Raw genomic sequence first — 12,943 nt, forward strand, 5'->3', positions numbered from 1 at the left:
GGCATTTTTAACGTGGCACCCAACTTTGCTTTGCCAGTTCTCGTTCATAATCAAACAAGTAACTTTTTAGTTTCGGCAGTAACAATCAAAATGTTACTGGATAAAAGGAATGTTCCCATTACCCGCAAGCGTGCGTGTTCCGGCTGCGTTGCCCCTCAAACAATACTTTTGTTCTGAAAGAGCGTCCCTTTGCAAAGCCACTCACGCGACGGGTTGGAACTGGCAACCACGAACGGAAGCGAGCAATGCCAGTTGCTGGGCGCAACGCTTCTTCTGTCCCTTTGTCGTCAATTTTGAAAAATCGATCAGGCAATGCGCTGGATTGTCTTTCTGGACGTCAGTTTGACCGGTGATTGGAGCGCGCAGCAAGGCAAGCTCACCAGAACTAGCTATCTCGTTCGCAGTGACCGCCCAAACGCCGACCGATTGAAGGCCGAGATTCTTGGTGAAGTGAGTCCATGACTCCTCGGCGGTGACCAATGAGGCATCGTCCACTGAAAGCTGATCCTGGTCTTTGGGCGTGGGGGAGAAGGCCACGCTGTTGGGATTCTTACCGTCCCAGTGGTTCGGGTGGACTTGCCGGAAAACCATCCCGGGCACCGTTGATGTGCTCATAGCAGAAGAAGCCCTTCCACCTGCCCGAAGGCCTCCTGCCATTGGTTGAATTCAAACACCTTCTCCACAAAATCGTTCGCCTTGAGGTTGGTGGAGTAAAGTTCGAGTTTTTGATCGGCAAAATTCACTTCCAGCTCGATGCGCGCGTGAGGCCGAATCCACTCGAAGATCACGTTACCTTCCTCGGATGGGGCCACGGATGGATACTCCAATGATAACGGGAATGACGTGGAAACTTCGTTGGTGAGCCAATTCAAGGCTTCGGGTTTCGGGGCAACTCCGACGCCTTCCAGCCAGCCGTCGGCAAGGATGGCGAGTTTGTCGATGCTTGAGGTCAACAGGTAGTGCGGCAGGCGCTCCAATTGGTCGATTTCGGTGATGGAGCTCAGCCGGTCGTTTACGTCGAATACGCCTACGCCGAGGACGCGCACATATTGCGCGCGAATACCCAGCGCATCCTTTAGATCGCTGAAAAACGGATCGTCGAAAACAAACGTGACCGGCTCCTTCTCAAGCGCCCTCAACACCCCGGTTTTTTGCTTGGTGTTCAGTTCTTCAACCAAGCCGACGACGTTGACTTCGGCCTCATAAGTTTCGCGATGGGCCAGCACCAGCCGCTTGCGCTTGGTGGGGGTGAGCACTGTTTTGTTGGTCGCCGAGTCCGGCAGCCATTCGATGAATTCGCCTTCCTCCAAAGATCGGCCAATGCGGTTGAAGTAGCTGTAAAAATCTTTGGGGAAGGCTGCCGGGAACTGCTGGCCGGCCTCCGTGGCAATCACGCAATTGATGAGATCCTTGGATTCGGTGATCTCGGCGGGAAGATCGCTAAAAAGCTGGCCGGCCAGCATCATGGCGACCAAGGTGGGTTTCGCGCTGCCGTCGTCGATGCGCTCGATATGCAGGCTAAAGCCGCTGGCGAAGCCTTTGGGTAGCCTGATGCGGTCTTGATTTTTCTGCCGGAAAAGATGTTTGGCCAATTCCAAAACCAATTCCTCATATGCGGCCAAGTCCTTGGCCGCAGAGAGCGGGAGCGTGTGCCCCTCAAATCTCGGCCCCACAAAGCGGGGCTGAATGAACGGTTCCTGAGTCATGGGGGAATTGAAAAGACGAGTTGGAGCGATTAAAGACAACACTCTTTTTCATTTGCTCCCGTATCCGGGGACGGGGCGAATTCGGGGACCGGCGAACTCTTTCCATTTTGGAAATAGTTGCCGTCTCCTCCAGCTCACCGGACTCGTAGATGTTCTTGAGGTGCTTGTTGATGGCCGGCGTGCCCACGGCGAACAAATCGGCCAGCGCCTTCTGGGTCATCCAGAAATTTTCATCGCGAAAAACGACCTCGATGCGCTCTTCGCCGTCGGGGGTTCGGTAAAAGATGATCTCGTTGGCCATGGGAGGTTTTAGTTTTTGTCCAGAGAGGTTTTTAATTCGGAATCAGCCGGCGTCCGTCCGCTCGGAAGCGAGTTCCTTCTGCACGCTGCCGATGAAGGGAGCGGGGTCATGATTTTCCTGCTTCATCCAAGACTTCGTGGATGCGGTCGGTTTCGTTGTAGGCGCAGAAGAGCGTGCAGACTTCCTCGCCGATGGTGCGGCTGGCGTTGTCCACTTCCTGCATTGCCGGATCATAAAGCATGACCGGCATCAAATCGGCGCGCGTCTTGCGCAAATCCTGCCAGCGGTAGCCCCATTGTTCCATTACCGGCAGCAGGTTGCGGCGGCGGCGCAGGATTTCGAAGGCCACGGTGCGGCGCGGCTGCACGAGATAATCCACCCGCACGCCTTTCTCGGTTTTGCCGTCGAGCGTGACGCCGGCTTTTGCTTCGAGTTTCCGGTCGGAAAACACGCGGCGCAGGGTGATGTCGGCGATGTTTTGCGTGCGCACGGTCGGCTCATGCAACACCCACAGATGCGAAATCGCGCTTAGCGCCTCGGCAAAAACATGCACGTCCGCCGGATCAATCGGCAGGCTGAGCACGCGCACCAGCTCCAATCCGCGACGCTCGGCGCCGCTTTGCTTCAGGATGGTGTCAACGTGTTCCCTGATGGTGTCGGCCTCGATGTTCTGACCCTGCGCAGCCAGCCCGCCAAGGGTCTTGCCCGCGTCGGACAATTCGGCATGGCCGGGAGTGACTTGCGTGAGTTCGGCGACGAGCTGCCAGCCGTCGGCTCCGGTTTGCGGGAGGGCGATGGCGAAACCGTGCGGTGTCGGTTCGATTTTAAGCGCATCGTTCCAAAAGCCCGCCAAGGCGCTGCGCAATGAGTCTGGTTGTAGTGTGTTTGCGAAGGCGGTATTCATAGAAGCTCTTCCTCGCGGTTCAAATCAATATTCCACAGGTTGGAGGTGAGTTGAATAAAATGCGAAAAATCCGTCGGCGCAAAATCGGCCAGCGGTTCGTGTCGGTTCCATGCCGGATGGTTGGTGGCGACATTGGGATCGCAGATGTTTTGATGCCAGCCTTTCGGAATGCGCAGCTTGGCGCGAAAGTTCTGTCGCTCGACCGCGCAATAACCGACGCCACGCACACGCTGTTGTTCGAGAAGCAGCGAGGCATCGTAGGACGATGGAATGTTGGTGCGCCCGGCGCGGCCCGTGTAGCGAATGTCGAGAAATGGTCCGTCCAGCAACGCGAGATCGACGGTGAAATGGGCGCTGTGCTCGCCGGTCGATTTTATGGTGAAGGTTTGCCCGTCATTGAGGCATTTGGGTGATTGGACAATCTCGTGAATCCGATGCTCGGGGTGGCGATAGTTCATGGATGTGGAGTGATTATTGACAGAAGCATCGCTCCATAGCGATTCGCTTAAAGCGACCCGTTCGCCGTCGAGTTTCGTTGAAGCGTTGTTGGTGAAGATGCAAAACGTGTGTCATGACGACAGGTTATTTTGTATCGTTCGCTATAGTTTCAATAGACTCCATGAGCCTTTCCGCATAGGCTTGTGCAGGAATGAGAACCCAAGAATCTGTGAAAACAAAAGACCAGAGAAAAAGAAATATTGCGGAGATGCTTACCGATACGAGTCTTGTAGTTTCTATCTCGCCAGTGGCTTCATAGGTATGCCAAAAAGCAAGCCCGCATAATATGATGCAAATTACGCTTACTGATATTCCATAGGATCGAAGCCCCCGAATATTACGTCGAAATCCATAGCTAATATTCTCGTGAAAGAGTAGCGCATATTTCTGTGTGTCACGTGTCATGGCTCGTAGATAATTTGACCAAGCTTCATATATCTTATCGGCCTCCGTTTTATTGTCAGCCTCCTGTTCGCTTGTTGGTGCACAGGTGTTTTCCACCATGCACGCGAGTCGTTTATGATAATTGAGTTTCGTTATAGGGTTTAATTGATTATCACTATGACGTAAGATTGCCACAGAAGGCATACCGCCCCATTTTTTGAAAAGTTTAGATTCTTTTCGCTTGCCGGAATCACGCGCGAATTGTGTGCACAGGAATGCCCCACCACATCCAATAATTATTGCTAAAAATTGCTGCAGTAGGCCCAGCTTTTCAGACAGCAAGGTTATGATTGTTATAACAACAGGAAAAACTAAAAGCAAAGCAGGCCAAAGCCGAGCTTTGCGATCATAGGGATCAGTAATAATTTTTAATAAATTCATGTTTTAATCCTCAACTTCCAAATAAAGCGGCAAGGATTCTGCATTTCCCCATCCTTCGCGTGCCGGTGCATTTTTTGAATGCCGAAGAGTTTTTCCAAGGGTCCCATATATGGGAGCGCCACGTCTTCTAAAGGCATTTGTTACTTTCTTAGCTGGATGCTTTGGTGCGCCATCTTTAGCAGCAGAAACAAATGCTGTTTTGATTTTTCTTTCTACTAGTAGTTTTGGGCCAATAATTCTATTTAGTAACGAGGGACCGATATTGCGTCTGCTACCATGATGAGGAACTTGGACAAATTTCAGTTTTGTGAAATCAAATTTTTCTGATTCGAGTTGTTGAACGGCTCTTCCCAGAGCAGGAATGCCTGCATCGCCTGTAAAAAGCAGATATTCATCGGCTATGTTGAAAAGCAAGACGACGCTCGAGTTATTTTCTGCGCTCGTTTCTCCTGAGTCATCGAGTGTTTCTATATCTAATGATTCACGTATTCGTGTGATAGCATCAGCGCCGAAACTCATTAGTTTTCCAAAGACACTTGCTTCTGAAAAATTTCTGACTTCAGGTGTGCCATCAAACTCAAGCAGCAGTTCCTCGTAATAGGCTTTTGTCGGTCCTAACACTCTAAATTCTAAGTTTTCCCCAAAGCCATGAAGCCCCGTGAACGGCTCGATTATATTAATACCTTTTTTTATAGCCAATTGCTCGAGATTATAGGCCGACTCGAGTGATTCTTTTAGCTTTTCTTTTACACTGTTATCGGTGACGCGCCCATCTTTAAACCACTCTGAGATTCCATTGGTATGCTTCCATGGAAGGTGCATCAATAGGTTTTGGACTTTCAGCTTTTCAAGCACCACTGAAAGACCGCCAACGTGATCATTGTCAGGATGTGTGCAAATTAAACAATTTACAGTCTCGGTCTTGTAGTATTTTTTTATATGATCAACGAGTGCCTCTCCTGAGGCAGAAAAGCCACCATCAATCACGACAACCTTTTGCTCAGGCTTTTCAGCAAAAAGATTGCCCCATCGTATTGCAATAGCGTCACCACTTTTTTCACCATCTCCGACTGGGAGAAAGTCCACTTCATATCCGATTTCATTCATAGGTTTGTTTGTTGGGTTGCTGGGTTAAGAGTGCAGTGCATTTAAAAAGTAGGTTAAGCGTATTAATTACTACGCACATCGATCTTGCCGGTCACGGCGGCGGAGATCAGGGCGGTGCGGCGTTCTTGGAGGAGGGTGGCTGCGGTTTCAGCTTCCGCCATAAGCCTATCGGAGGAAGCGGTCATTTTCTCGATGTAAGCCACGATGGCCGCCTGCTCATCCAATGGGGGAACTGGGATTTTGTAGGCTCCTAGTTTCTCGCGGTTGATCTTAGGCATCGCCACCCGCTCAGAATCCAGAACAGCCGTGGCGGTAAAATCTGGCGTTAGCAGAAACCAAAGCAGGAATTCGTCCGATAGTCCGTTCTCGGCTTTAATGGGATACATGTCCGCACTGCACAGCGCTTCCTCCTCAGCACAAATCGCCGCTTTGGCTAGGGATGGCCTAATCTTGCTGTAGATGACCTCACCTCGGAGGCAGAGATACTTTCCGCTATCCGCGCCCTGTTCGTGTGCGGTTTCCCGATAAACGACGCGCCCTGTTTCTTTCTCTATGTGGTTGGGCGCGTAAAGAACCATGCTGCGATATGGCTCGATTCGCGGATCCACTTGTCCGTTACGAATCGTGGCGCAATGATTGAACTTTTTGACAGCCCAATGTGCGGGGACTTGGCCGAGCCATTCGATGCCGGAGTCCTTCAGGGGGGCGTGGGGATTGAGGCCTTTGGTCACGGCATGGCTGATCACGGCCTGCCGTTTTTCTTTCAGCAGTCGGATCAACTCTTCCTGCTTTTCGATCAACCGATCTATCTTCGCCGTCTCGTGGTCGAGGAACTTGGCGATTTGGGTTTGTTCGGGAAGGGGAGGAAGAAGGAGCGCAATCGCACCGAACTGTTCGTAATTGATAGCTTTCCCGTCTCTCAAGCTGTCGGTTGTCGCCTGAAGGGCGGAGATGTAAGGCCGGCTCTTGAACAGATACTTGTAAAAGCCCGAAACGACAGGCTTGATCGCCCTCAGAACCGTGTAGGCTGGGGAAACGCATCCCGTGTAGGCACTGTATTCGATTCCGCCTTCGAAACTCCTCAAGCTGATCACAAAGTCGTGCTTCTCAACATGACGGAAGGTGCTCGTTCCTTTGAGTGCGAGCATTACCTTGGCGTCGTTGAGTTCCATCATCAGCGATTGCGGAACGACGCCGAACTTCTGACTGGCGGCCAGTTGTTCGTCAGTCGAGTGGGCGGTTTCTCGGCAGCTCTCGAAAATGCGCTTTCCGTCGAAGACATCCCACGATTCGGGAACCGATTCTAGCCACGTGGCACCGGTGGTTTTATACGCCGGATACGCCCGATACCGCCCGTTGCTCACGAATGCACCTCCTGCAGGAGCTTCATGATCTCACCGCTGACGGCGTCGAGGTCGGCGTCGATCTCGGCGAGGTCGCGCGGGGGCTGGTATTGATAGAAGTGGCGGTTGAAGGGGATTTCGTAGCCGACGAGGCCGACTTGGTCGTCCTTGGGGTCGCGTTTAGTGGCGTCGATCCACGCGTCGGGCACGTGGGGCAGGACTTCCTTTTTGAAATACGCCTCGTTGAGCGCGTCCACCGGCTGGGTCGGATCTAGGGCGACGTTTTCGAAGTCGCGTAGGTCGGAATCGGGTTCGTATTCGACGATGCACGGACGGCTCGGAGAGCCGTCCCTACCTTCAAACCGGCCATAGAACGGGTCGGCTTTGCCGGTTTTATGGACCTTTTTGATGACCTTGGCGGCGGCGGGGTTTTTCCACGAGACGGCAGCGGTGATTTGCTTTTTTTCCTTCGCATCGAGTTTGAGGCCGGTGGCGGCGAGGGTGTCGTCGAAGCCGTTGAAGTCGTCGTGCCGGGTGGTGCCGAGTTTGGCCTGAAGTTGGCGGGCTTTGAGAAGGAGGTCACGTTGCTCGCGCCAAGTGGCGACGGCGAGCAGGTCTTTGACGTGTTTTTCTTTTAACTCGGGGAAATCGGCCTTGAGCGCGGAGCGGATGTCGGTCTCGTGCTCGGCGAGGTCGCCGTAGGTTTTGTCCTTCGGGTTGTCGGTCCACGTCTGACCGTAGGTTTCGTAAATCCAGCGCATGGGCGCTTCGAGCGCGCCGTTGGCGAAGCGGAGGGAGGCGAGGCGCTCGTCGCTGAATTGCCAGGAGAGGCGGAGCGGGCGCTCGATGGTGATGCGGCGGTAGCCGAATTCGTGGGTTTTGAAGATCTTGGCGGCGAAAGTTTTTTCGGGCTCGGTTTTTGGTGTGGCGGCGGGGCGTCCGCGAGTGCTCTTGGCTTCGGCAGGTTTGTCGAGCGATTGCGGGTTGATGGCGGTAAAGTTGCCGAAGGCGCGGGTGATCGTCTTGATGTCGGCCTCGCTCATTTTCTGGCGTTTCGAGCCTAGGGATTTGCGCATCTTGCCGCAGAGGTTGACGCCATTGATAAGCATGACGCGGCCTTTGCGGTCGGCGGCTTTTTTGTTGGAGAGCAGCCAGACGTAGGTGGCGATGCCGGTGTTGTAGAACATGTCGGTCGGCAGGGCGACGATGGCCTCGAGCAGGTCGTTTTCAAGGATGTGGCGGCGGATTTCAGATTCGCCGGAGCCGGCGCCGCCGGTGAAGAGCGGAGAGCCGTTGAGGATGATGCCGATGCGGGCGCCGCCGTCCTTGGGATCACGGAGCTTGCTCAGGAGGTGGAGCAGGAAGAGGAGCGAGCCGTCGGAGACGCGGGGCAGGCCGGGGCCGAAGCGACCGTCGTAGCCTTTTTCGAGGTGCTCCTTGAGGATGTCACCCTCGATCTTTTTCCAATCCACGCCGAAGGGCGGGTTGGAGAGCATGTAATCGAATTTGTCGGCGTAGAGCTGGTCGTTGGAGAGGGTGTTGCCGAGTTTGATGCGGGAGACGTCCTGGCCCTTGATGAGCATGTCGGCCTTGCAGATGGCGTAGCTCTCGGGGTTGAGTTCCTGGCCGAAGGCGCGGATGACGGCGCGGGGATTGAGCTCGTGCACGTATTCCATGCTGGCGGAGAGGAAGCCGCCGGTGCCGGCGGTGGGGTCGTAAATGGTGCGGATGATGTCGGGCCGGGTGAGGGCCTCGTCGTCCTCCATGAAGACGAGCGAGGTGGTGAGGCGCACGATGTCGCGGGGGTGAAGTGTTCGCCAGCGGTTTCGTTGGAGCTTTCCGCGAAGCGCCGGATAAGCTCCTCGAAGACGAGGCCCATTTCGTGGTTGGAGACGGCGGCGGGGCTGAGGTCGGACTGGCGGACGCGCTGGACGACCTTGTAGAGGAGGTTGGCGTCGTTGAGCTGGCCGATGAACTCGGCGAAGTTGAAATATTCGAAGATCTCGCGGGCGTCCTTGGAGAAGGCGGAGACGTAGGACTCGAGGTTGGCCTTGATGCCGGACTCGCCGAGGGTGGAGAGGTCCATGCGCGAGGTGTTGAAGAAGGAGAGCCCGCCGGTGGCGCGGAGGAGGAGCTTTTCCTGGGCCTCCTCGGGGAGCTTTTGTTTGGCGAGCTTTTGAGCCTCGGCGAGCACCTTCGCTTTGGTCGGAGCCAGCACGCATTCGAGACGGCGCAGGAGGGTGAAGGGGAGGATGATACGGCCGTATTGGCTCTGCTTGAAGTCGCCTCGGAGGAGGTCGGCGATGGACCAACTGTAGGCGGCGAGGTTGTTGGAGGATTGGGACATGGATTAGTGAGAAAGGAAAAACGAGCGATCTGGCGTGCGTAAATAACCGGAAACGGAGGCAGTCCGGAAAGCGAAACCACCAATGATGCGGCGGATTTTCATATTCGCCGGGGTTTCTTGGTGCCGACAAGAAGGGTGGGACTGGCAGCAGGCTGGACGCATCGATATTACCGCATAAGAAGGCAGAATATCATGGGGCGAGGCAAGATCCATAAACCACAATCATGCAGATGCAACCATGTGTTACGCGGCGGAGTCTCTGTGAACAACCCGACGCAACAATCCCACGGTAGGGAGGCCTCTCCGAGGCATCCGCAAGCACGCTCCGATCCCCCCATGAAATTTCTGGCATCCCTCCCCGCCCGGCGGAGGCCTCGGAGATGCCTCCCTACCGACTCAGCGTGACATCAGTCATGCATGGCGCGCGTGAATCTTGACAGGCGTGCTCTGCCCCGCCTCCTCAGCGGGCGATTTCGACCGAGGAGACGCGGATCGAAACCAGGAGCTGCGCGGGGTTGGCCGTGTTGGCGGAAATGTTGAATTGCTCGATGCTGATGTAGGGCGAACGGGTTTTCAGCTCCTCGTAAAACTTCACCAGCGAGGCATAATCGACATTGCGGATGGTGACTTGCGCGCTGTTCACCGCCACCTGTTCCACGCGCTCGGTGTGGGCGTCGCCGATGGACTTGTTCTGGATGCCGGCGCGGTTGGCGATGGTGTCGAGTTCCGACTGGAGGCGCACGCGGTCGAAGGTGCGCGAGGGATCGAGCTGCTCGATGGCCGCCTCGGCGCGCGCCTTGATCATGTCCTTGGCCTCGATCGTGACGCGCTGCATGGCGAGCGTGCTGGAGGTCGCGCGGAATTGTTTGCCAAGCGTCGCGGCGCGTCCGCCCGCGCTGGAAAGCCACATGGCCGCGGCAATGAGCACGAGCCCGACAAGCAGGATTTTTTCGCGGAAGAGCCGGCTGAGAAAAAAGGCTTTCATGGATTTCGGAATGCGGATTGCGGAATGCGGATTTGGGATGCAGGCACGCCAGCGGCAGCGGCGGGTTGGGCGCGGCTCATGGTTGCGTCGGGGGCTCGGTTTCGGGCGGGGTCGGCTGGTCGATGGGCGGTGGCGCGGTCTGTTCCACGGGGGGCTGCGCGTCGGGGGCGGGCGGGGCTCCCGGCACCACGCCGGGAGCGACGGGCAATGCGGGTGCGGGCGTCGCGGGAGGACGGAAGGCTTCCGACACGGTCGGCGCGGTGCCGGGCGGCGGAGTCAGGCGGCTGGCGCGGGCGGCGGCCAGCGCCTCGGGAGAACCGGGCTCGGGTTCGTCCGCCTTCCGTCCGTCGGCGGTTTCGGCGGCCGCGGACTCGGCGGAGTGCACGGCCTCGGGCTTGAACGCGAGGACGAGGCGGAAGGTCGTGATGCCGTTGCGCGAGGTCTGGTCCTCGATGGCGACGGACGCGAGCTCGGGCGTGGCGTTGAGCGTGGCGCGATAGGCGAGCAGGTCGTTGGGGACGTTGGTGCGGGCCTGCACTTCGAGCGTGTAGAGGTCGCGCGTGGTCACGCGGGTGTAAAGCACGGAGCGCGGGCGCTTCGCCTTCACGAGGTCGATCATCTCGAAGGGCAGCAGGCGTTTCGTGGAGATGTCCTCGACGCGGGTGGCGAGCGCGTTGGCCTGGTCGATCTGGGCGACATAGGGGGCCTGCTCGATCACGATTTTCTGCCGGACTTTTTCCCACATGCCCGTGCCGGCGATGGCGGCCTCCAGAAAAAGCGCAAAGGCGAGCGCGGCGAGGCCACCGACAAACACGCGCCAGAGGAGCAGGTCGCGGCGGCGGTCGCGGCGGCGAAGCGCGATCTCGTCCTTGTCGCGCACGTCGAGCGCGTCGAGTTCGTCGCGCGTGAAGGCGGAGGCGAGCTGGCCGGCGCGGAAAACATAGCCGGCATCGGAATCGTCGAGGTTGACCGAGCCGTTGTCGTCGGTCGCGGCGATCTCGACTTCCTCGATGCAAAGCGACTCGCCCGCCTCGCGCAGCAATTCCTCGCGCAGCGTGTCGCGCGCGCGCGGGCCGGCATCGCCGGGCGGCAGCGTCCGCGTCAGCACGGCGGAAGGCGCGTCGGCCGCGTCGCGCCAGTGGATCGCCGTCATCGTAGTGGCGGTGGTGAGGATGACGGTGGTGGCGGATTTGACCTGCGCGCCGAGAAGGGCGGCAAACGCGGGCAGCACGACCTCGGCGCCCGCCCACGATTCGGTCTTGTCGCCGGGGAAGCGCTTGCGGTAGGCGGCAAAGACGAGGGCGTGCCGGGCCCCGGGCCGGTGGTGGTGGCCGTGATACATTTGCGCGAGCGGAAACGGCGCCATGGCCTCGAGGGCGAGCGCGATTTCGGCGGCGGCATCGGCGGGGGACGCCCCGGGAGTGACGGGCACGGCGCGCACGAAAAACTGGTCGTCGGGGAGCAGCACCGCGCGGGGAGGCGGGGGTTTGAGGGAGAATTTCAGCGAGGGAAGTCGCATGGGTTTACTGGATGCGCGGGGCAAGAAGGGTGTCGTCTGCAGCGGCGTTGTCGATGGCGGATGCGCTAGGAATCACATCATTTTCGCGGATTTCCAAGAACGTATATGGGTAGTTCAGATCCGTGGTGGTGGCCGCGCTGGCGGCGGCGGAGGTTCCGCCCGACGCGACGCCGGTGGCGGAGCGTCCGGTGGCGGTGTTGGCGCCGGCGGCGGCGGGGTTGCCTGCCGAGGCGCCGGAGTTGGCGTCGCCGGAAGCCGCCGCGGCCGTCTCGGCGGTCTCGGTCCAGGATTTCGGCGGCGCGGCGCCTTTCGGCGGGGCCACGAGGACGTTGAGACGGTAAACCGACTCGCCTTCGCGCACGGTCACGATGATGCGGAGGGCCTTGATTTCAACCCCCAGGGACATGGCGAGGGAGTTGCCCCCGAGGAGGGTGCCGATTTCGTCGGTGCTGGTGAAATAACCGGCGGCGCCGCCCGCGCGGTTGTCGGCGCCGCTGAGGAAGTCGTCGAGCGAGCGCTGCTGCTGGCGGGTGGTGTCGAGGTCGCCGAGCGCGGCCAGGAGATCCGGAGGGGCGGCGTTGATGTTCGGGTTGTCGTAGCTGAAAAGCGAGAAGGTGGCGGCGAAGCGGTGCCAGAGTTCGTTGCGATTGCCGTGCTCGTCATAAAACACCTCGCGCGCGTAGTCGATGGAGGCGAGTTCGTCGAAGGACTGGAAGCTGCGTCCGGGCGGCGCGAAGGGGATTTCGTCGCGCTCATAATCCTCGGGCTGCGGCGCGCCGGCGGCCGAGGGGATGTAATCGGGACGCATCCAACTGAGGAGCGCGTCGGCCAGCTTCTCGGCGTCGTTTTGCGAGAGCTCCCAGGACTTGAAGAGGTTGACCAGCGTGGTGGGCTCGACGTTGGGCAGGGACAGCTTCCCGCTTTCGTCCACAAAGGTGATTTCGACGGTGCGCCCCTCGGCGGGCGCGTAGGCGGCGAAGCCGAGCGGATCGCCCCACCCTTCCGCCGGGCTATGGAGCGCGCCGATGGTGGCGCGAAAATCCTCCAGCACGGCAAGCGTGGTCTCGAGTGCGGAATAGGCTTCGAGCCGCAAGTGGGAGGCGTCGTTGGCGCGGACCTCGACGAGCAGGTCGTTGGACGCCTTTTCGATGAAGAGCGTCATCGCCAGGCCGACCACGACCAGAGTGATGAGCACGAGCACAAGGATGGAGGCGCGCGCGGCGCGCGGAATTTTCGATTTTCGATTTTCGATTCTCGATTGGGGCGCTGCCGCGCCGGAGGCTGGCGTGGCGTTTTCCTGCGTGTCGCAACTATAATATTTCCGATTAACAGTGGCGCGGCAGCGCCGGTAGGGCGAAGCCTCCGGCTGCGCCGCGGCTCGGCGGGGACGCCTCGCCCTACCATTTGG

11 protein-coding genes and 1 pseudogene are annotated in these 12,943 nt (G+C 58.0%); all 12 read right to left on the bottom strand.

All coding sequences use genetic code 11. The features are described 5' to 3' along the window. Nucleotides 1-201 precede the first annotated feature (201 nt). Complete coding sequence (locus OH491_RS03140; RefSeq protein ID WP_145928637.1) at nucleotides 202-615, bottom strand: hypothetical protein; 414 nt, start codon at nucleotides 613-615, stop codon at nucleotides 202-204. Next, the gene (locus OH491_RS03145; protein WP_145928636.1) at nucleotides 612-1,706 is read right to left on the bottom strand and encodes a hypothetical protein; all 1,095 of its coding nucleotides are present in this window, start codon (nucleotides 1,704-1,706) and stop codon (nucleotides 612-614) included. Before OH491_RS03145 ends, OH491_RS03140 begins: the two co-directional genes overlap by 4 nt. Then, on the bottom strand, nucleotides 1,657-2,007 hold the full coding sequence (locus tag OH491_RS03150) for a hypothetical protein (RefSeq protein WP_068769365.1): 351 nt from the start codon (nucleotides 2,005-2,007) through the stop codon (nucleotides 1,657-1,659). The genes OH491_RS03145 and OH491_RS03150 overlap by 50 nt, the downstream gene beginning before the upstream one ends. A 106-nt stretch (nucleotides 2,008-2,113) precedes the next feature. Further along, nucleotides 2,114-2,911, bottom strand: coding sequence for a hypothetical protein (locus OH491_RS03155; protein WP_145928635.1), 798 nt, complete (start codon nucleotides 2,909-2,911; stop codon nucleotides 2,114-2,116). Continuing rightward, entirely contained in the window at nucleotides 2,908-3,369 is a 462-nt protein-coding gene (locus tag OH491_RS03160; protein ID WP_068769363.1) for a hypothetical protein, read from the bottom strand. The genes OH491_RS03155 and OH491_RS03160 overlap by 4 nt, the downstream gene beginning before the upstream one ends. Before the next feature lie 124 nt (nucleotides 3,370-3,493). Next, on the bottom strand, nucleotides 3,494-4,234 hold the full coding sequence (locus tag OH491_RS03165; protein WP_342750853.1) for a hypothetical protein: 741 nt from the start codon (nucleotides 4,232-4,234) through the stop codon (nucleotides 3,494-3,496). 3 nt (nucleotides 4,235-4,237) lie between these two features. Then, a complete protein-coding gene (locus tag OH491_RS03170) occupies nucleotides 4,238-5,341 on the bottom strand; it encodes a ComEC/Rec2 family competence protein (RefSeq protein WP_342750854.1) in 1,104 nt (367 codons plus the stop codon). A 62-nt stretch (nucleotides 5,342-5,403) separates the two neighbouring features. After that, nucleotides 5,404-6,705 carry a restriction endonuclease subunit S gene (locus OH491_RS03175; RefSeq protein WP_068769362.1) on the bottom strand — a complete coding sequence of 434 codons (1,302 nt, stop codon included), beginning with the start codon at nucleotides 6,703-6,705 and terminating at the stop codon, nucleotides 5,404-5,406. Further along, nucleotides 6,702-9,031, bottom strand: a pseudogene (locus tag OH491_RS03180) (type I restriction-modification system subunit M). The gene OH491_RS03175 and the pseudogene OH491_RS03180 overlap by 4 nt, the downstream one beginning before the upstream one ends. A 460-nt stretch (nucleotides 9,032-9,491) precedes the next feature. Then, nucleotides 9,492-10,016: a hypothetical protein gene (locus OH491_RS03185; protein ID WP_068769361.1), complete on the bottom strand. Its 525-nt coding sequence runs from the start codon at nucleotides 10,014-10,016 to the stop codon at nucleotides 9,492-9,494. 76 nt (nucleotides 10,017-10,092) lie between these two features. Next, entirely contained in the window at nucleotides 10,093-11,535 is a 1,443-nt protein-coding gene (locus OH491_RS03190) for a hypothetical protein (protein ID WP_068769360.1), read from the bottom strand. Between the two features lie 4 nt (nucleotides 11,536-11,539). After that, nucleotides 11,540-12,730: a hypothetical protein gene (locus OH491_RS03195; protein ID WP_342750855.1), complete on the bottom strand. Its 1,191-nt coding sequence runs from the start codon at nucleotides 12,728-12,730 to the stop codon at nucleotides 11,540-11,542. Between the last annotated feature and the right edge of the window lie 213 nt (nucleotides 12,731-12,943).

This window comes from Termitidicoccus mucosus (assembly GCF_038725785.1).
GTDB lineage: Bacteria > Verrucomicrobiota > Verrucomicrobiia > Opitutales > Opitutaceae > Termitidicoccus > Termitidicoccus mucosus.